The organism is Nitrospirota bacterium (assembly GCA_016178585.1).
Lineage (GTDB): Bacteria > Nitrospirota > Nitrospiria > JACQBW01 > JACQBW01 > JACOTA01.
The window spans coordinates 1-20,152 of record JACOTA010000022.1 but is presented as its reverse complement, the minus strand read 5'-3'; the positions used below and the strand labels follow the sequence as shown (position 1 = coordinate 20,152).

Here is a 20,152-nt window from a genome sequence, read left to right as displayed (position 1 = left end):
CGAGTTGTGCCTTGACCAACATTTCGTCAGCATTAGGTAGACCGAGATCGGCAAAGACGTTTCCGGTTCCTTTTTCAATATCGATCATTGTCTTTCTCCTTTGGCGTAAGCTTCCGCCGCCTTTAATCTTTCCTTAATCGTCCTGAAGTCCTCCTGATTGTCAAAATATCGAAGACTATACCTGGTATTAATCTACTTGAAGCATCAGCGGATTAGGTTTATTATATATATAATATATAGTTATAATATAGACATGATTGAGTTTGAGTGGGATGAACGAAAAAATGAATCTAACCGTAAGAAACACGGGATTTGGTTTGAGGAAGCCCAACAGGTATTTGATGATCCAAACGGATTAGTGTTTTACGACGAAGGCCACTCAAACGACGAGGATCGCTTTCTTTTGTTAGGATTGAGTGGTTCTGCTAGAGTTTTAGTCATTGTATTCTGCGAAAGAAAGAAAAACGAAATTATACGAATCATTTCGGCCAGAAAGGCAACGAAAAAGGAGATAAAAAGATATGAAGAAGGAATATGATTTTTCTAAAATGAAAACTGTAAAAAATCCTTATGCCTCAAAAAAGAAAGCTATTGGAATTAATCTAAGCGCAGAGGTTATTGATTATTTCAAAGGTCTTTCTAAAGAAGCGGGAATTCCCTATCAAACTTTGATTGATCTTTACCTGCGTGATTGCGTGAAAAGTAAGAAGAAACCGAAGTTTGAATGGGCGGCGTAATAACAAGGCAGGTAAACTTCGCCATTTTAGTTGTTAAATTAAAGGAAATAAAATCGCTCGGAGGCTTCGACGAACCGACCTCTGAGGAGAAAAATATTTGTCTAAACAGATACTTTTAGGCGGGCATGCAAAGACATGCATATTACTTTATTCTACTTTCCACCCTTTTGGTAATTCTTAAGATTTAGAGTTTTAAATATTGCGGAATCGAAGCCTTGAAAGATACAGGAAAAGAGGGAGGTTTTTATACGGGGTTTTTTGAATTGAATTGTACACCCTGGAAGTTTTTTAGCACACTGGCATTAAAGAAGATGTGATGGCTGTAACGTAAGTGATTGAAAAGAAAACCCGGAAGGGAATAAGATAGCTGCGCTGGATAAAGAGAAACGCTTCGCCCCGCAAGCGAGGAGTGGAGCTGGCGAGGATCGAACTCGCGACCTTCAGACTGCCAGTCTGACGCGCTCCCAACTGCGCTACAGCCCCCTTGGATTCAATTGGTTTGTATGGTATCATTCACCCATTTTCTTGTCAAATTTATTTTCCGAAGGAACCCACCATGATTGGAACACCGCTTACACCCCATGCGAAACGTCTAATGCTTTTAGGTTCAGGCGAGTTGGGAAAAGAGGTTGCCCTTGAAGCTCAAAGATTCGGGGTCGAGGTGATCGCGGTAGACCGATACCCCAATGCCCCGGCCATGCAGGTGGCGCATCGATCCCATGTCATTGACATGCTCGATCGCAAGGAGCTAGCCCGAATCATTTCCCTCGAAAAACCCCACTTTGTAGTTCCTGAAATTGAGGCGATAGCAACCGATTATCTCCTGGAAATTGAAAGGGAGGTGATGGTAATCCCCACCGCCCGTGCCGTCCGTTTAACCATGGACAGGGAAGGAATTCGAAAATTAGCGGCGGAGGAACTCAAACTTCCGACGAGTCGGTATTGTTTTATCGACGATGAGAAAGATTTGGTTAAAGCCGCTGATTCGACCGGATACCCTTGTGTCATGAAACCGGTGATGTCTTCTTCCGGAAAAGGACAATCGGTCATAAAAACCCCGAACGACTTAAACAAAGCCTGGGAATACGCGCAGGCGGGGGGTCGTGCCAGGAATAAAAAAGTGATTTTGGAATCCTTTATTCCGTTCGATTATGAAATCACACTTCTGACCGTCAGAGGGGTCAATGGAACGGTTTTTTGTCCTCCCATCGGACATATTCAAATTGACGGTGATTACCGTCAATCGTGGCAACCTCACCCGATGCCCCCCGTTGTATTGGAAAAAAGCCAGCGGATAGCAAAAATTGTTACCGATAATTTGGGAGGGAGAGGTATTTTTGGGGTTGAGCTTTTTGTAAAAGGGGAGGAAGTCTACTTTTCTGAGGTTTCTCCGCGTCCCCATGACACCGGCATGGTCACTTTAATAACCCAGGACCTTTCCGAATTTGCGCTCCATGTCCGCGCTGTCCTCGGTTTCATGGTTTTTCAACCTGTTTTAAGGATTCCTGGCGCTTCATCCGTAATTTTGTCCCCTGGCGCCGGCGGCGTGGCGCCTCAATATGAGGTGAGTGAGGCGATGAATGACCCTCACGTTCAAATTCGTCTTTTTGGAAAGCCTGATTGCAAAAAAAATAGACGAATGGGAGTTGTGTTAACGTCTGATTCAGACCCGTTTAAAGCGGTGGAAAGGGCAAAAGAGGCGGCTTCAAAGGTAAAACTTGTTTTTTAGGTCAAGGCGCGGTTTAAGGTTTTTTAACTTTGGATTAAAATTTCGTAATAAATTAATTAAGCTTGACATGTTGGAAAGGGTTTGTTATATATATTATACGTATTGTCTGAGTTTTACGGTAACATTGGATTTTGTAAATTTTAAATGAAATTAACAAGAAATGAAAAAGACCACAGATCATGTTTTTCTGTGGTCTTTTTTTAATTCAATTAACGTTTAACCAGACAAAATAAAAAATCTAAGGAGGTGAGTTTCTAATGGCAAAAGGTACAGTTAAGTGGTTTAACACCAGCAAAGGTTACGGTTTTCTTTCCCAGGAAAATGGAGAAGACGTATTTGTCCATTTTTCAGCAATTCAAGGAGATGGCTACAAATCGTTAAACGAAGGCGACACGGTTGAATTTGAAGTTACCAATGGAGCAAAAGGACCCCAGGCATCTTCTGTTGTGAAGGTATAATTTTATTTAACGCAAATTAAATTTTATTATAGGTGACACACGTTAAAAGCCGTTGTTTCAAGAAAAGAAACAACGGCTTTTTTATTATTGTAAGAAAAAATTTAGGGCTTGATCGTGGGGGAGCCGGAGATTGGAAGAGGAGCAGTTTCCAAATGCTCGCTTGAACTAGAGTTTGCGTCATTTGCCTGAATATTTTCCGGTTTCCGTTTTACAACAAAAGGGATGGAATAAAGAAGGGTTCCGTCAGCCGACGTGATATCAACTCTCCATTTTCCCATCCAATTGGGTTTCATGATCAATCCGCTCACCGCCCGTGTCTGATTTTCCTTAACGGGCAATGTAGCGTCTAAAATGATTTGATCCCTTAAAAACCAGAGATGTTTAATCTGGGTATTTTCCGGTCCTTTGCTTATTTTGGTGACTGCGTAAAATTTGCCAGCGTCATTGTAAAAGACCGGAATCGGCTGTCGGGTGGATGAAACAAGCTGCCCGGAGTCCGCAGAAACAAAACCCTCTTCGACCTTGATTTCCTGTGAAAGGCTTTCGGCTCCATAACATAATGAGGCGCTCAGGACTATTAGAAACACACCCATGCAACCCATTGAAATTAAATGTTTTTTAAACATGACACATCTCCTTTTTTTAAGAGACTGGGATCCTTGATCTAATTAAGGATAGCCTAAATTACGCCGCTGAGAACAGAGTTAGAAAGCTGTCATTGCGAACAAAGTGAAGCAATCTCAAGACTTTACGATAAGATTGCCACGCACCCTTCGGTGCTCGCAATGACATGATTAATAAGTGGGTGCGAAGTCTATCGCTGGTCTTGGGTGATAAGTGCCATTTGCTTTTTAAAATTCATTGGAATATAATTCAAAATTATTGTCTCAATTAAATGACTTTACACAAAAAAAGAGACAGTTCCGAATTTCCGGGAGATTCATGAAAATTTTCGAAACAAAACGAGAAGGAAAGCAGGAAGGCGCCAAGACCGTTGTTTATGAATGTCGTTTTGGACATATTTACGGATGGACTTTTTTCTCCAAAGAAGAAGAAGATTCGTTTAATTTGTTAAGAGAAAATGAAGCGTTAGAGTGTCCTACCTGTGATTTAACCCAGCTTGAAGCCGGAATCGTTTCCCTTCAAAAGCGATTGGTTCATTTATCAGAGCAAACGCTGAAAATGAGAAAAAGTGAACGGCGTAAAAAAAGTATGCCGATCTCTTTCCCTGACCGGCGGGCGGGAAGCCGCAGGGGGACCGACCGTCGGGGGACTTTAGGTAAGTAGATAGTCACCAGCGAGCAAAGCAAGCGAGAGGGGGAGGCTCCATCCGGCTAAGCCGGTGGAGGGGGCGACGCAAGCCCCTTTAATAGTTTATTTGGGTGAAGGAAGAGAACGACTAAATAAGTTTTTTTGCCCGATATAAGCGGTTTCGCTGTGACTATTCCAGATGTATTCGGCCAACACATACCGGCTGTATGTTTTTTCTTTGATTCTTGGGTTGGTCAGCCTTTCCCCTTTTGCCCATTTTAATTCCTTAAAAACTAAAATACTGCCTCTTGTATAATCGCCGCTTCCATTAGGTGGAATTCCTATTTTTTCGAACTCATTATTTTTTAGCCCTTCCGACAGATAATAAATAAGGTTCTCAATCTGATGGAGGGGGGTTTTTGGAGGGATGAGAAGATGCGTTTGGCCAGAAAGATTATGGAAAACGACTCTAAAACTGGGTTGATGAAAATTTTTCCTGCAAGGAGGAGTCGGGCAGGTGGAAGAAGGTTTTTCAGGAGGCGCCGGGGCGGCCCCTGGAGCAGACGTAGGGGCAGTTGACGCGGGTTCGTTCTGGGCAAAAGAAGGGTGAAGAAAAAAGAATAAAGAGAAGAGGCTATATAAAAGAATTAAGGGTTTCAATCATGGGTCTCCGGTTAGTCTTTTGAAAATATATCAGATGACGATCATTTGTACAAGTTTTACTCTGGAAACGTTCTGATTTTTTCTTGACAGGAACGTGAAAGAAAGATAACTTAAAAAAATTAAATCATTTCTTATCCAGTCTGATTTTAAAAAGGAGTAGTGAATGCCTAAAAAAACCGCTAAAAGATATTTTTTCACTTTTCTTTATGATGAGTTTCGTGATGATCATGAACGGAACGGGATCAATTTCTTATGCGACGAATGGTTATTTTCCACATGGTTACGGCGTGACAAATAACGGTTTAGCAGGGGCGGGTGTGGCTTTTCCTCAAGACACTTTGGCCTCGGCTGCCAACCCGGCCGGGCTTGTTTCCCTCGGCACCCGTTATGACGCGGGGATTAGTTTTTTTAATCCCAACCGGCAATATACGGTAACGGGCAATCCTTCAGGCGTGCCTGGAACTTTTGGCCTGGCGCCGGGTACTTTTGGAAGCGATTCCAGGTGGTTTGTCATTCCTTCTTTATCGGCAAACTGGTCATTACATAACGATAGCTCGATCGGATTAGCCATTTATGGTCATGGAGGAATGAATACGGACTACTCGACTGCGCCGGGACCTTATGGATCTACTTCCGCCGGCGTGGACCTTTCTCAGCTGTTTATCGTCCCCACCTACGCGTTGAAGCTTGCGTCCAACCATGCGATAGGAGTTTCACCCGTGTTTGCTTACCAGAGGTTTGAAGTCCAGGGTCTTCAGGCTTTTTCCCCTTATTCCAGCAATCCGTCAAGTCTTACGAACAACGGCCACGCGAATTCCTATGGCTATGGCGCAAAAATTGGTTATCTTGGAAAAATAATGCCTCAACTCAATTTAGGAGCTTCATACCATTCGAGGACCAAGATGTCTAAATTCTCCGATTACGCGGGTTTGTTTGCCGAACAGGGTGGTTTTGACATTCCATCGAGCTGGGACCTCGGTCTGGCCTACCAGGCAATTCCTCCATTGACCTTTTTGTTTGATGTTCAACAAATTAACTATAGCGAAATTAAATCAATAGCCAATCCCCTTCTGCCAAACCTGCAGCCAGGAACGCTGGGAAATGACAATGGATCTGGTTTTGGATGGAAAGATATGACCATTTATAAGGTAGGATTACAGTGGCAAAGTAGTGAAGAGTGGACCTGGAGGGCGGGATACTCTACGGGAAATCAACCCATCCCGAGCGCCGAAATGTTATTTAATATTATCGCGCCTGGGGTGATTGAACAGCATGCAACGGTCGGATTTACAAAAAATATGACCAAAGATCAGGCATTTAACTTTGCTCTCATGAGAGCGTTTTCAAAGAGTATCAACGGACCCAATACATTGGAAATCCCGGGGCAGCAAAACATTGAACTGAAGATGGATCAATGGGAAGCTGATTTTAGTTATTCCTGGAATTTACCAGACGGAATATAAGCTTATTCCGTGGCTGATGACTCTGGATGGTCCCGAATGGGTGGCCTTCTTGAACGATCTTCGAACTTTTTGCCTGACTTCAGAGCTTACCTGAACCTGTCGCTTGTCGATCTTCATGAAGTCTTGCAGAATTCATTGGGAGAAAATAGAAAAAGCGATGGCTGGGGAGAGAGGATTCGAACCCCTGTAAACGGAGTCAGAGTCCGCTGTCCTACCACTAGACGACTCCCCAGTGAGAAAATGATTTGAAAGGGTGAGGCCATTCTAAGCAAATCCCCTTTCCCTGTCAAGATTTTTGAAGGAGGAAGTCTGCTTTCTTGTCGATTAAATCCATTTTTTTCTTTTGAAGAAAATTAAAAGAAAAATAGCGATTCCTGCCATTACCCCCATGATTTTCGCCGGCCAAATAAAGGAAAAACTTGATTTCTGCTTATTAATCGTTTAGCCTACCTACGTATTTCAACATTTTTATTTTTGAAAAAAGGGTGAATTTAATGAATTTTGAGCCGAGGTTTAACTGGTCAGCGGAAGAGGTCTATGAAATCTATCGTCAGCCATTTCCAGATTTGATTTTTAATGCCGCCTCAATTCACCGGCAATTTTACGACCCGTCAAAGGTTCAGTTTTGCACTCTCCTTTCGATTAAAACGGGGGGGTGCCCCGAAGACTGCGGATATTGCCCGCAAAGCGCGCATTTTTCGACCCCCGTGGGCAAAACGGGTTTGCTCTCCCGCGAAGTCATCATTGACGCGGCGTTGAAGGCCAAAGAGGAAGGATCAACCCGATTTTGCATGGGGGCCGCCTGGCGGGAAATAAAAGATGGAGAAGACTTCAATCAGGTGCTTCAAATCGTTCGAGAAGTCGCTCTTACCGATATGGAAGTCTGCGTGACCCTTGGGATGTTGACGTCTGCCCAGGCGGAGAAATTAAAAAAGGCCGGCCTGACGGCTTATAACCATAATATTGATACCTCAGAGCAGTATTATCCAAATATTATTACGACCCGGACCTATCAGGACCGGTTAGATACGATCCGGCATGTCATCCATGCGGGGATATCGGTCTGCAGCGGAGGGATTCTTGGAATGGGGGAATCCATACGGGATCGGTGCGCAATGTTGGCGCAGCTGGCCAGAATTACACCGCATCCTGAATCGGTACCCATTAATTTATTGGTTCCATCCCAGGGAACCCCGCTTGAAAACGCTTCTCCGGTTGATCCGCTCGAATTGGCGAGAACCGTTGCCACGGCGAGGATTTTAATGCCGGTTTCCCGAATTCGTCTTTCAGCCGGAAGGCTGTCTTTAAGCCGGGAAGCCCAGGCGCTCTGCTTCCTGGCAGGAGCGAATTCCCTTTTTTCGGGAGATAAACTTTTAACCACTCCCAATCCGGAGGTGAATCAGGATGCTCGGTTGCTTTCAGACCTCGGCATGACCAGGGAGGAAATGATAGGGGCGAAAACAGGTGCTCAGAACCAATAAAGATCATTTGATAGAATTTGCGGTTCAGGGGACCGTCCAACACCCTAAAAGTTATGGATGGGAGCTGGGGCGTGACGGAAAGTCGTATATGCTGCCGACGGTGGGTGGAATTACCTATAACGTAAAAATAGGAGATTCCGTTTACGGGTGGGAAGGAGATCATATTGAACCCGGGGCTTCCATCACCCATGATTCGCAAAAATTGACCCAGGATCCCAACCGTTCCTTAAATAGCTTTTCGTGTATTGGAAACCGGGTGACGGTATTAACGGGAGCAGCCAAAAGGAGGCAGGGAACCGTCATCGGCCACCACGGGGGTGTTGAACATGTTCTAATTGACTTTGATGATAAAACGCTTTCTCAGTTGACTTACGACGACAAAATGTTAATTCGGGCAAATGGACAAGGACTTAAATTGCTCGATTATCCGGGCATCTCCGTTTTTAGCCTCTCACCGGAACTCTTTGAAAAATTAGGGATAAGTTCTTCCAGAGACAAAAGGCTTAGCGTTCCGGTTACCGCCGTTGTTCCAGGAAAGTTAATGGGGTCCGGGTTGGGGCATAGTGATATTTTTAAGGGAGATTATGATATTCAAAGTAGTGACCGGAATGCTTTAAAAGAACTTGGGTTAAATCAACTCAAGTTTGGAGATCTGATCGCGATTATGGACCATGACAGTTCTTATGGGTGGTGTTACAAAGAAGGGGCCGTCAGTATCGGTGTCGTCGTCCATGGTGATAGTTATCTGGCAGGACACGGGCCTGGTGTTCAAACGATTTTAACGAGCCCGACGGGAGAGATCGTCCCGAAAATAGCGCCTAATGCCAATATCGGGTTTTATTTAAAATTAGGACGGTGGAGAACTCGAAAAAGAAATTGACTTCAAAAAGAAACCTTGACTACAATTAAGTCGTCAAATAGTCATTTTTTCAAAACGATAACGATAAAAATGCACTGGGCGTTGAGAAGGGGTTAGTTGCAAAGCCACATCCTTGAAGGCGACTGAGGCGTACAGAGTCGGTGCGTTGAAGGAGACTGAGAGGCGAGAACGCAGCAAATAGCCCCTTATCGACGACCAGAGAAGGGGAACTTATGTCAGCTGAAACAGACGCCATTAAAAAACGATATCAGTCGATGCCCGCAAAAGTAGCTGCCGCAAGAAAGAAATTTGGCCGGGCTTTAACACTTTCCGAGAAAATTCTTGTTTCGCATGCCGATCATTTTGAGACTCAAGTGTGGGAACGGGGGAAGGCCCAGCTTTTATTGCGCCCCGACCGGGTGGCCATGCAGGATGCGACAGCTCAGATGGCGCTTCTTCAGTTCATGCAGGCGAACAAGCCGACCGTAGCCGTTCCCAGTACCGTTCATTGCGATCATTTAATCCGCGCTCAAAGCGGTGCAAAAGAGGACATAGAAAGAGCCATTGAAGAAAACAAAGAAGTCTATAATTTTTTAAGGTCTGCCTCGGAAAAATATGGAATTGGGTTCTGGAAGCCGGGCGCCGGAATCATACACCAGGTCGTTTTAGAAAATTATGGATTTCCAGGCGGTTTGATTATTGGGACCGATTCACATACGCCCAACGGCGGCGGGCTGGGAATGCTGGCGATTGGCGTCGGTGGAGCGGACGCCGGGGAGGTCATGGCAGGTCTTCCATGGGAAGTGCTTCATCCTAAACTGATCGGGGTTAAATTGACCGGCGCTCTAAAAGGATGGGCTTCTCCAAAAGATGTGATTTTGTATCTCTGCGGTCTATTAACCACCAAAGGGGGAACCAATAAGATTGTCGAATATTTTGGCCCTGGCGCTCAAACGATAAGCGCGACTGGAAAAGGGACGATCACCAACATGGGGGCGGAACTGGGCGCGACCACCTCTATTTTTCCATATGATTCACGGATGGCGGACTATTTAAGGGCAACCGAAAGGGATGAATATGCCCGTTTGGCCGATGAAAATAAAGATTTGTTAACGGCCGATCCGGAGGTTTTGGCTTCGCCCGGAAAATACTTCGATGAAATCGTTGAACTCGATCTTTCCACACTGGAACCTTATATCGTTGGCCCCCATACGCCTGACCTTGCCCGGCCTATTTCAAAATTTGCCGCGGAAATTCAGGAAAAGAATTATCCCACAAAACTCAGCGCCGGTTTAATCGGGAGTTGTACCAATTCTTCCTATGAAGATATCGGGCGAGCGGCTCATATCGCAAGACAGGGTTTAGCGGCGGGCTTAAAAGCCAAGACCCAGTTTATTGTGACACCGGGTTCCGAAAGAATTTTCCACACCATGAAACGAGATGGTTTCTTAGAGACTTTTGAGAAAATGGGGGCAACCGTCATGGCGAATGCGTGCGGGCCCTGCATCGGTCAGTGGAAAAGGAATGACGTAAAGAAAGGCGAGGCCAATTCCATCGTGAGTTCGTATAACCGGAACTTTCCGGGACGGAATGATGGAATAGCAGAGACCTTATCGTTTTTAAGCAGTCCGGAAATTGTGACCGCACTGGCTTTTGCCGGAGATCTGACATTTGATCCGGTTTCAGGAAAAATTAAAACGGCAGAAGGAAAGGAGGTCAAATTTTCTCCGCCTCAATCGGATGACTTGCCGAAAAAAGGTTTTGCAAAGGGAGAAGCAGGGCTTATTCCCCCGGCCAAAGACGGGAGCAAGGTAAAAATTGACATTCCTCCCGATAGCGAAAGACTCCAGCTTTTACAACCCTTCGCCCGATGGGATGGAAAAGACTTCAAAGATCTCCCCGTCTTGATAAAAACCAGGGGAAAAACAACCACTGATCATATTTCTCCGGCGGGGCAATGGTTAAAATATAGAGGGCATCTGGATAAAATCAGCGATAATATGTTTCTCGGCGCGACCAATGCATTTAGTTCAGAACCCGGTAAAGGGACCGACGTGCTAACGGGGGAAACCGGTTTGACCATTGCTCAAATCGCCAGGAGATATAAGGCAAAAGGAATCGGAACGATTGTGATAGGTGACGAAAACTACGGAGAAGGGAGCAGCCGCGAACATGCCGCGATGTCTCCGCGGTTTTTGGGGGCGAAGGTGGTGATCACCAAGAGCTTCGCCCGAATCCATGAAACCAACTTAAAAAAGCAGGGAATCTTGCCGTTAACGTTTGCAAATCCTAAAGATTACGATCAGATCGAACAAACCGATACCGTGGATGTCATTGGGCTTTCTCATCTGTCACCTGGAAAACCTGTTGAAATAGTTTTACACAAAAAAGACGGAAAGACCGTCAAAATTCAAGCTAACCATAGTATGACCTCCCAGCAAATTGGCTGGTTTAAAGCCGGTTCAGCCTTAAACGCTTTAGGTTAATTCTTTAGCCCGGCGTAGAATTGTTGTTGACTCTTCTTTTTAAATGAGATATATTCATAATTAATAATAATTACTATTTAGAGTTTTTTATGAAAGCTCCCAATCAAAAAGAATATATCAAACGTTTTCAAAAGAAAGGCCTGAAACTGACTAACCAGAGGTTAGCCGTTTATGAAGCTCTTGCTTCGACCGATAAACACCCGACGGCCGACGAAATCTATCAGCAGGTGAAAGAAAAATATCCCATGATTTCTTTGAATACCGTTTATAATGCTTTTGAAGTTTTAAAGCAAATCGGGGAGATTTCGGAGATCAATACGGAGGGGAGCGCCCGATTTGATGCAAACATGGCTCCTCATCACCACTTAATCTGTCTCAAATGCCGTAAAATTGAAGATTTTGTCGATCCAGCGCTCGATCATCTCCAGTCTAGAATTTCAAGTCATAAAGATTTTAAGATTATCGGACACAGGGTGGAATTTCAGGGGTATTGTAAAAAGTGCCAGCAGGAGCTTTCAAAATAAGGGATGGGAAGGATATTAAAAAACAATTTAATGAGTTTTGTGAAAGGAAATTTAGAATGGCAAAAAATCTAAATGGGAGTAAAACTTTAGAGAATTTAAAACATGCGTTTGCCGGGGAGTCTCAGGCCAACCGCCGATATCTTTATTTTGCGAGAAAAGCGGATATCGAGGGGTATCCTGATATTGCCGGTGTTTTCAGGGATACGGCAGAGGGTGAAACCGGGCATGCCTTCGGTCATTTTGATTTTATGGCGGCTGTGGGTGATCCGGCGACCGGGGAGCCGGTAGGGGATTCCGCCAAAAACTTAAAATCGGCTGTCGCTGGTGAAACCTATGAATACACCCAGATGTATCCCGGTTTTGCCAGGTCGGCCAGGGAAGAGGGTTTTGAAGAGGTTGCCGAATGGTTTGAAACATTGGCAAAAGCAGAAAAATCCCATGCGGGCCGTTTCACTCAGGCCTTAAAATCGATTAGCTAATGATTGATGGTTTTTAGCTATGGGGTATCTTTTAAATAAAAGATACTCCATATTTTTTTTGTCATTAAACCTTGCTAAGTAAGAATGGTATGAATTTTAATCCGGCGGCAGAAAAGTTTTGGGACGAAAAAGCGCTCCATACCAATATGGAGAGGGTTTTTGATATTTGTCACGGTTGCCGGAGATGTTTCAATCTTTGCCCCTCTTTTGCCGATCTTTTTAACGCCGTCGACGCTGAACCCGTGGATGGAGACGTAAAAAAATTAACTTTCCCGGATTATCAAAAGATCGTCGACGATTGTTATTATTGTAAACTCTGTTATAACCATTGTCCCTATACCCCTCCCCATCAATACGATTTGGATTTTCCTCGTTTGATGATTCAGGCCAAAATTCAAAACGCGAAGAAAATTCTCCCTCGTTTAAGAGACCGGATTCTGGTGGATATTGACCGAATGGGAAAACTGGCGTCACGGTTTTCCGCTTTGGTGAATTGGGGAAATCGCCGGGGATGGGTCCGCCTTCTAATTGAAAAAACGCTCGGAGTCCATCGGAACAGGCTCCTTGCTCCGTTTTCCTCTCAAACGTTTAAACAATGGTTTAAAAAGAGAGGGAAAACCGCCGCTTCCAAAAAAAATAAAGTCGTTCTTTTTTATACCTGTTTCGTTAATTATAACGACCCTGAAATCGGGAAGGCGGCAGTTGAAGTTCTTGAAAAAAACGGTTTTGAGGTCCTGGTTCCTCCTCAGCAATGTTGCGGAATGCCTTTTTTTGATACCGGTGAAATGGATAAGGTTCTGGCAAAGGGGAATTCAAACCTCGAAGAGATGGTAAAATGGGCGGACCAGGGGTTTGATATTGTCATTCCGATGCCCACCTGCAGTTTAATGTTTAAAAAGGAATATCCCGATATTTATCAAAACGAAATGGCCAAAAGGGTAGCGTCCAAAACGTACGACTTGTCTGAATTCTTAATGAAACTCCATAAGGAAGGAAATCTCTCTCTTGATTTTAAACAGGATGGCATGGGGAAAATCGCCTACCAGGTTCCCTGCCACCTGCGGGATCAGAATATCGGTTATAAGTCAAGAGACCTGTTAAAGTTGATCCCGCGGACACAGATCGAAGTGATTGAAAGATGTTCCGGCCATGATGGAACGTGGGGAATTAAGACGGAATTTTTTAACGCTTCGATGAAAATCGCGAAACCTCTCTTTAGAAATATTGAAGAGGCCCGGCCCGATCGTGTCATGTCGGATTGCCCGCTGGCAGGAGTGCAGATCGAACAGGGGACAGGAAAGAAATCGGCTCACCCAATCCAAATTTTCAATGAAGCGTATAAGGGAAAAACAGAATAAACCGAAATTTGTCTTTGCGAGCGATAGCGAAGCAATCTCAGACGTTTGGAATAGATAGATTGCTTCGTTGCTTTGCTTCTTGCAACGGCGAGTAATTAGACATGCAAAAACTTACCCTTAAAGATATATTGCCGTTAAATGAATACGAAAAAGTCAGAAATGATCTGAAAAAAAATGTCATTCAGATCAAAGCCAATCGACGGGTTCATTTGGGTGATATCATTACGCTGGTGTTTGAAAACCGGCATACGATAAGCCTTCAGATTCAAGAAATGATGCGGGTGGAGCATATCTACGACGAGAAGAAAATTCAAGATGAGATTGATATTTATAATGCGTTGATTCCCGAACAGGATGAGTTGTCCGCGACCCTTTTTATTGAAATTACCGAAGAGCCTAAAATTAAACCTGAACTGGATAAGCTGATGGGTCTGGATAACGGACGCTCGGTTTTTTTTGAAATCGGGTCACAAAAGGTTTACGCAAAGTTTGAAGAGGGGCATAGTAATGAAACGAAGATTAGCGCCGTTCACTACGTCCGGTTTGAATTTTCACCGGAACTTATTCAAATTTTGAAAACTGGAAAAGAAGATATTTTTTTGGAAATTGACCATCCGAATTATAAAGCAAGAATAAAACTGAATCACGCCACTCGTCAATCGCTTGCAAATGATCTTTAATCCATTACCCTCCCGCAAAGCTTGCTCGCCAGCGGTTTATTTTGTCCCCTGATCTTTTTCCTTGACAAACTTTTTTAAGTCATTTATAAAGTTTGGAATTCAATTTGTTTAAAAGAAATTTCCCACCAAATTTAAATTGAAAATTTTTGAAGCTCAGACAGATTTTTGACTTGCTCTTATTGCATGACTGTTGAAAAAGGTTTTCCTGATATTTGGTTTGATTCTGGTTTTCATAGTTCCTTTTGGCGCGATGTGGGGAGGTCGTTTCCTTGAACATTCTCCTTCCTTTTGCATTTCCTGCCATGAAATGCAACCCAGCTACGACGGCTGGATCGCTTCGGGAGCTTCAAAACATCATCCCGATTGTATCCAATGTCATAGCGGTCCCGGATTGCAAGGAGTCCTCGAATCCGAATGGCGGGGACTCCATTTTCTCAAGGTTCATTATTTTGGACACCGGAAAGCCAATCAGCCGTTTAGGGTAAAGATGCCCGAAGAATTTTGTCTGCAATGCCACAGCGCCGGTAAGCTGATGGAGGCGCATCGGCCTTTCCAAACCGGCGGCCACACCTGCGCCGATTGCCATAAGCATAACCCGGGCTGGAAATTCAAAGGAGAGCTTCATCCTTAAAGTTTAAACAAAACCAGACATTCTTTTTTTGAAGAAGTGAGCATGACGCATGCAGCACTTTTCTCAATCTTTAATCTTGATTTCTCTTCTCCTTCTGGTTTTGATCGGAACGGGTCTCTGGTTCTTCCAAAGACATCCCTCTTCATCCAAACCCTCCCTTTTTGCCAACGCCAAAACCGAACAGTGCCTGAACTGCCATAAGGGGATTGAAGAAATCCACGCCAAAGCGCCCCTCTATTGCACCACCTGCCATCAAGGCGATCCTCAATCGACGGTCAAAAAAGCCGCCCATGCCGGGATGATTCAAAACCCCGCCGACCTGTCGGTGGTCGATCAGACCTGCGGAACCTGCCATCAGCCGATAGCCGACCGGGTCAAACGGTCGATCATGGCGATCCGGTCGGGAACCTTCAGCGGAACCATGTATTTAAACGGCCAACAGAAAACCAAGGAAGAAGACCACTTTACCTTTTCAAAATATCCAATTTCGGCATTACCTGAGAGCCATCCCTCAACCGCAGACTATCCTATTTACCCGGGTCAGGTTACGAACGCCTTACTCCCTTTTCCGACCTATTCCCAGACAAAAAATGTCCTGGTTGATCTGATGCGAAAAGAGTGTTTCCAATGTCATCTCTGGACCCAACCGGTTCAGCGGAAAGCCGATTACCGGGGAACCGGCTGTGCCGCCTGTCACATGACCTATGACGCCGAAGGATACAGCCAGAGCGGAGACCCGACCATCCCCAAAAAAGAGCCGGGCCATCCGATCAAGCATCTCTTTACCAAAAAAGTTCCCGTTCAGACATGCGCGACCTGCCATGCCGGAGGGAATCGTATCGGTCTCACCTTCACCGGCAGGATGGAAGCCCCGGCCAGATATGACGTTTATCCCCAGGACCTGGAGCATGGCCACACCTATACCGACCAGATCCCCGATATCCATTATGAAAAAGGGATGGTCTGTATTGATTGCCATACGATCAATGAAATCCATGGCGACGGGAACATGTATGTCAAAAAGAACTATCAACTCGAAATCCGCTGTCAGACCTGCCATGGAACGCAAAATGATTACGGAACGGGGGTTACCGCATTTGGGAACAAACTCCCCAATATCAAAATAGAAAACTTACCCGAAGGCAAAATTAAAATGACCCTGATTTCAAAAATAGATGGCAAGGAACATCCTGTAACTCAGATCAAAGATGGAATCAAAACTAAAACCCGCGAGCAAAGCAAGCGAGAGGGGGAGGCTCCATCCGGCTTCGCCGGTGGAGGGGGCGACGCAAGCCCCTATATCGCCGCGCACCAGATACCGGGGCATATGGAAAAGATGGAGTGCTACGCCTGCCATACCGGCTGGGTGCCCAAATGTATGGGATGCCATATCAAGATTGATCTGACCAAACAGCCGACTCCGATTCATGTCTCATACGATCATCTGGAAGACAAACAAAGCGACTTTGGTCTTTACACTTTGACCGCCGGAATTCGGGTTCCTGAATACGACTATCCCTTAGGAATAGACCACCGGGGAAAATATGCCCCGTTTGTACCCCGAAGTTCAGTTGTCTATACCCTCATCGACGAAACCGGCAAAGAGGTTTACAAATACCGGCCTCAAACGACGGCAAAAGGGACCCTGGGATTTGCGCATAATCAGACGATTCCGCATACCGTGAGAACGGAAGTCCGGAGCTGTGAGAGTTGCCACAACAGCGACAAGGCGTTGGGATTAGGTTCGGCCACAAGCAAAGAATACCCCAAACTGGCTCCGTTGATGCCGGCCGATTTTGTCTGGGACCGGATTGTAGATGAGGAGGGGCGGCCGGTCCAGGAAACGTCGCTTAAGAACTCCCGGCCACTCAACAAAACTGAAATGGACAAAATTCGGAATGCGAAGACAACCCCGGTTTATCAAAACGCCATGAAGAAGGAACGAAATGAAACAAAGCTGGCTAAAAAGACCAATTACTAAACTACTCCTGGCAGGATTGTTTCTGTTTTGCAGCGTCGTGGTTCCGCAAGCAGACCAGGCCAACTATTTTTATGATGAATTGGGGAGACTGGTGGGCGCCACGGATGGTCAGGGGAACATGGCGGTTTATACTTATGATACCGTTGGAAATCTGCTCTCTATTCAGAAATACTCATCATCCGCTTCAGGCATAGGAATCTTTCTCCTTTTACCCTCAAAGGGAGTTATCGGCACACAGGTGGAAATCCGCGGATATGGGTTTGATAACCTTGCCTCAAACAATCAGGTCAGTTTTAACGGAACGGCAGCCACGGTGATTTCATCCACCGTAAATTCCATCGTTACCACGGTGCCCGCTAATGCGACAACAGGATTGGTAACGGTGACTAATTTAAATGGAACGTCTATTTCTCCAATACCTTTTACTGTTCTCCAGTTACCTGTGATTACCGGGATTAGTCCCAATCCTGTTGCCCAGGGGAGCACGAATTATAATACGATTATTACCGGTTTTAATCTCACCAATGCCACGTCAGTTTCATTTAATCAGGCCGGGATTACCGCGACGATTCTCTCCGAGGGAACATCAACCCAATTGCCGATTAACCTTAAAATAGCTTCAAATGTTCCGGTTGGGTCTTATCCCTTTTCCGTGACAACCTCTCTTGGTACAGGGCAAAGCGGAACGGTGATGGTAATTGTCAAAAGCCCGTTGCCCACAACCAGTACGACTTTTCCTTTAAGCGTATTTATGCCAAGTTTGCAAAATACCAGGCCGTCCGGCCCAGGATTTACAACGACACGGGCGTTAAGTGTCTATTTAACACCCTTGGTTACTCAAAATCTGTCGGGTCCTGATTCCGTGGCGACCTTTCCACTCAGTGTTTTAAACCCACCGCCAGCCACGGTTTTACCTTCAGGAAGCTCAACTGCTGTGGCGTCGCCGGAAAGTGTTTCAATGCCTTAATGACGGTTAATATTCATTATTAAAAGGAGTTAAAGATGAAATCTAACAAAGTGTTCTATCAAATAAAATTGGGCGGAGTAGGTCTTCTATTACTCCTGCTCTGGTCCTTTAATGCAGAGGCTCAAGTCTACAGCAGCGGGAGTACCGGAGCCGATGGCGCTTTTGCTCCCACATCGAGCATGAGTCTAACCGTGCCATCAAGCGGCATTCTAAACTTTACCACCGTTACTATCCCAACGGGTGTCACTGTCACCTTTGCCCCAAATACGGCTAATACTACTGTAACGATTCTTGCCACCGGAGATGTGAATATCGCAGGAACGATTAGCGTGAATGGTTCGAACGGCCTGGCACTATCAAGCGGGGGATCGATGGTCAATGCTGGTGGAATCGGTGGACCAGGAGGTTTTCCCGGAGGTTCTGGCGGGATGCGGGCAGCCAATAACACGGCACCCTTTGATGGGGAGGGACCTGGCGGAGGGACGTGCTGTTATATCTTTCAATATTATGGCACCTGGTATTTCGGACAGGGTGGCTCCTACGGAGCAAATCCCTCTTTTACCTCATTAATTCCATTGTTTGGAGGTTCCGGTGGATCGGGGGGCTATAGCAGCTCAAGCTACACCGGGGCTTCTGGCGCGGGTGGAGGAGGCGCAATATTGATTTCCTCTTCTACCCAGATCGTGATTTCCGGATCTATTACTGCAAACGGCGGGGTAGGTGGAAAAAACACCATATGGCAAATAGCCGGATGCGGAGGAGGATCTTGTTACTATGATTATTCAAACACAGGGGGGAGCGGCAGCGGCGGTGCAATTCGTTTAGTGGCTCCGACAATTTCTGGAACGGGAAGCCTCCAGGCTGTAGGTGGAGGTCCTAGCGGATACACTTTATACGGCTCCGACGCCAACACAAGTGGAAAACCCGGAATGATTCGTCTGGAAGCTTTTTCACAATCTTTTACAGGCTCTTCTTCGCCTGTACCTTATACGTCATTGACACCTAGTCCGTCTGGAACAGGGAGTAATCCCGCTTTGGCCAATCTACCCGCATTAACTTTTGCCTCAATAGGGGCAGTTCCAGCGCCATCAGTGCCGGGCGGTTCGTATTCATCTGCCGACGTAAACCTCCCGCAGGGGACCACCAATCCAGTTCCTGTGACTCTGGCAGCCAGCAACATTCCGGTTGGAACGGTATTTACGGTTCGGTTGATCCCACAGTTTGCCTCATCAACGTCTTATAGCACATCAGCTTCCACGGGAACATTTTCAAGTTCTACAGCGTCTGTTCCTGTGACTTTTCCATCCGGGCAGATCAGCGTCCTCAATGCCTATGCCAGTTTCACTCTTCCCGTGCAGGTCGCAGCTTTATATCCGTTAATTGACGGAGAGCCGGTAGACCGGGTCATGGTTGCGGCCAACTACGGCCAGGCCTCCGAAGTGACCTTTTTCACAAAATCAGGGAAAGAAATGAAAGCCGATCGGCTCTTCAAAGAGGTAATTTTTTGATAGATGGGAAGGGTTTTTATGAAACAAGGGAAGGGTAGATAGATGAAAATGACTCCGTATTTCTCTTATAAACGAGCGCTGATCTTTTTTCTCCTGATCGGGAGTATCAGTATCTTAACCCTCTCCAAGCTTTATTCTGCGACTCCATCAGTTGTTACCGTCTCAGTCGGTAATGAACCTCGCGGCGGCGCCTATAACCCCTCGACCTACAAAGGGGTAGTCTCAAACCACAACAGCAATACCGTGACCATTATCAACGCGACCAACTTTTCGACGACCACCGTTACGGTTGGTTCCCATCCTTACGGCGTCGCCATCAATAACAGTACCAACAAAGCCTACATCGCCAATGAACAGTCCGATACCGTCAGCGTCATTACCCTATCGAACAATGCTATTACCGCGACTATTCTGGTCGGAAGCAGTCCGAGAGGGATTGCCGTCAATTCATCGACCAATACGGCGGTCGTCGCCAACTCCAAATCAGACACGGTCTCGATCCTAAATCTCTCAAATAACAGCGTCACGGCGACTGTGGCTGTCGGAACCGATCCCGAAGGGGTGGTCATTAACGCGGCCAACAACAGCGCGTATGTTACAAACTACGGCTCCAACACTGTCTCGGTCATTAATTTAACCAATAATACCATTTCAACGACGATTTCCGTCGGATCAGGCCCATTGGGGATAGATATCAATACATCAACCTCCAGAATTATGGTCGCTAATCACTTTTCCAATACCGTCAGTGTGATCACACCCTCGACCAATACCGTTACGGCGACGATTAACGTCGGCTTGGCCCCTTACGGAGTTGCCATCAACTCCACTACTTCGAAAGCCTATATTACCAATGAATATTCCGACTCCGTATCAGTGATCAATATGGGGACCAAT

The 20,152-nt window shown here is 45.7% G+C and carries 20 protein-coding genes and 2 tRNA genes; 18 read left to right on the top strand and 4 right to left on the bottom strand.

What is annotated here, in order from left to right; all coding sequences use genetic code 11:
• The first annotated feature begins 247 nt into the window (after window positions 1-247).
• Both HYR79_04230 and HYR79_04225 read left to right on the top strand, forming a co-directional pair.
• Window positions 248-538: a BrnT family toxin gene (locus HYR79_04230; GenBank protein MBI1820896.1), complete on the top strand. Its 291-nt coding sequence runs from the start codon at window positions 248-250 to the stop codon at window positions 536-538.
• Window positions 522-737: a BrnA antitoxin family protein gene (locus HYR79_04225; GenBank protein ID MBI1820895.1), complete on the top strand. Its 216-nt coding sequence runs from the start codon at window positions 522-524 to the stop codon at window positions 735-737. The genes HYR79_04230 and HYR79_04225 overlap by 17 nt, the downstream gene beginning before the upstream one ends.
• 410 nt (window positions 738-1,147) lie before the next feature.
• Here HYR79_04225 and HYR79_04220 read toward each other — a convergent pair.
• Window positions 1,148-1,220, bottom strand: a tRNA-Ala gene (locus tag HYR79_04220).
• Between the two features lie 73 nt (window positions 1,221-1,293).
• Between HYR79_04220 and purT the strand changes: the two genes are divergently transcribed.
• Window positions 1,294-2,466, top strand: coding sequence for a formate-dependent phosphoribosylglycinamide formyltransferase (gene purT / locus HYR79_04215; GenBank protein MBI1820894.1), 1,173 nt, complete (start codon window positions 1,294-1,296; stop codon window positions 2,464-2,466).
• Between the two features lie 257 nt (window positions 2,467-2,723).
• A complete protein-coding gene (locus tag HYR79_04210) occupies window positions 2,724-2,924 on the top strand; it encodes a cold-shock protein (protein MBI1820893.1) in 201 nt (66 codons plus the stop codon).
• A gap of 101 nt (window positions 2,925-3,025) precedes the next feature.
• Here HYR79_04210 and HYR79_04205 read toward each other — a convergent pair whose 3' ends face one another.
• The gene (locus HYR79_04205) at window positions 3,026-3,550 is read right to left on the bottom strand and encodes a DUF2914 domain-containing protein (GenBank protein ID MBI1820892.1); all 525 of its coding nucleotides are present in this window, start codon (window positions 3,548-3,550) and stop codon (window positions 3,026-3,028) included.
• 316 nt (window positions 3,551-3,866) lie between these two features.
• Here HYR79_04205 and HYR79_04200 point away from each other — a divergent pair, with 316 nt between their 5' ends.
• Window positions 3,867-4,211 (top strand): hypothetical protein, encoded by a 345-nt coding sequence (locus HYR79_04200; GenBank protein MBI1820891.1) that lies wholly within the window; start codon window positions 3,867-3,869, stop codon window positions 4,209-4,211.
• Window positions 4,212-4,298: 87 nt separating this feature from the next.
• Here HYR79_04200 and HYR79_04195 read toward each other — a convergent pair whose 3' ends face one another.
• Window positions 4,299-4,835: a hypothetical protein gene (locus HYR79_04195; protein ID MBI1820890.1), complete on the bottom strand. Its 537-nt coding sequence runs from the start codon at window positions 4,833-4,835 to the stop codon at window positions 4,299-4,301.
• A gap of 224 nt (window positions 4,836-5,059) precedes the next feature.
• On the opposite strand from HYR79_04195, the gene HYR79_04190 reads away from it, so the two are divergent.
• A complete protein-coding gene (locus HYR79_04190) occupies window positions 5,060-6,301 on the top strand; it encodes an outer membrane protein transport protein (protein ID MBI1820889.1) in 1,242 nt (413 codons plus the stop codon).
• Between the two features lie 158 nt (window positions 6,302-6,459).
• On the opposite strand, the gene HYR79_04185 is transcribed toward HYR79_04190, so the two are convergent.
• A tRNA-Gln gene (locus HYR79_04185) sits at window positions 6,460-6,533 on the bottom strand.
• Between the two features lie 262 nt (window positions 6,534-6,795).
• Here HYR79_04185 and bioB point away from each other — a divergent pair.
• From bioB to HYR79_04125, 12 genes are all read left to right on the top strand, one after another.
• Window positions 6,796-7,782: a biotin synthase BioB gene (gene bioB / locus HYR79_04180; protein MBI1820888.1), complete on the top strand. Its 987-nt coding sequence runs from the start codon at window positions 6,796-6,798 to the stop codon at window positions 7,780-7,782.
• Complete coding sequence (locus HYR79_04175) at window positions 7,766-8,662, top strand: DUF4438 domain-containing protein (protein MBI1820887.1); 897 nt, start codon at window positions 7,766-7,768, stop codon at window positions 8,660-8,662. The genes bioB and HYR79_04175 overlap by 17 nt, the downstream gene beginning before the upstream one ends.
• Before the next feature lie 212 nt (window positions 8,663-8,874).
• The gene (locus HYR79_04170) at window positions 8,875-11,127 is read left to right on the top strand and encodes an aconitate hydratase (GenBank protein MBI1820886.1); all 2,253 of its coding nucleotides are present in this window, start codon (window positions 8,875-8,877) and stop codon (window positions 11,125-11,127) included.
• 89 nt (window positions 11,128-11,216) lie between these two features.
• The gene (locus HYR79_04165; GenBank protein MBI1820885.1) at window positions 11,217-11,651 is read left to right on the top strand and encodes a transcriptional repressor; all 435 of its coding nucleotides are present in this window, start codon (window positions 11,217-11,219) and stop codon (window positions 11,649-11,651) included.
• Between the two features lie 56 nt (window positions 11,652-11,707).
• Window positions 11,708-12,130, top strand: coding sequence for a rubrerythrin (locus HYR79_04160; GenBank protein ID MBI1820884.1), 423 nt, complete (start codon window positions 11,708-11,710; stop codon window positions 12,128-12,130).
• Between the two features lie 89 nt (window positions 12,131-12,219).
• Window positions 12,220-13,488: an anaerobic glycerol-3-phosphate dehydrogenase subunit C gene (locus HYR79_04155; GenBank protein ID MBI1820883.1), complete on the top strand. Its 1,269-nt coding sequence runs from the start codon at window positions 12,220-12,222 to the stop codon at window positions 13,486-13,488.
• Between the two features lie 101 nt (window positions 13,489-13,589).
• On the top strand, window positions 13,590-14,168 hold the full coding sequence (locus HYR79_04150) for a DUF3501 family protein (GenBank protein ID MBI1820882.1): 579 nt from the start codon (window positions 13,590-13,592) through the stop codon (window positions 14,166-14,168).
• A gap of 217 nt (window positions 14,169-14,385) precedes the next feature.
• Window positions 14,386-14,799, top strand: a complete 414-nt coding sequence (locus tag HYR79_04145; GenBank protein ID MBI1820881.1) for a cytochrome C — start codon at window positions 14,386-14,388, stop codon at window positions 14,797-14,799.
• 49 nt (window positions 14,800-14,848) lie between these two features.
• The gene (locus HYR79_04140; GenBank protein ID MBI1820880.1) at window positions 14,849-16,780 is read left to right on the top strand and encodes a hypothetical protein; all 1,932 of its coding nucleotides are present in this window, start codon (window positions 14,849-14,851) and stop codon (window positions 16,778-16,780) included.
• Window positions 16,746-17,747, top strand: coding sequence for an IPT/TIG domain-containing protein (locus HYR79_04135; GenBank protein ID MBI1820879.1), 1,002 nt, complete (start codon window positions 16,746-16,748; stop codon window positions 17,745-17,747). The genes HYR79_04140 and HYR79_04135 overlap by 35 nt, the downstream gene beginning before the upstream one ends.
• A 35-nt stretch (window positions 17,748-17,782) precedes the next feature.
• Window positions 17,783-19,255, top strand: a complete 1,473-nt coding sequence (locus HYR79_04130; protein ID MBI1820878.1) for a hypothetical protein — start codon at window positions 17,783-17,785, stop codon at window positions 19,253-19,255.
• Between the two features lie 42 nt (window positions 19,256-19,297).
• Window positions 19,298-20,152: YncE family protein (locus tag HYR79_04125; protein ID MBI1820877.1), on the top strand; the 855-nt coding region annotated here is incomplete at its 3' end.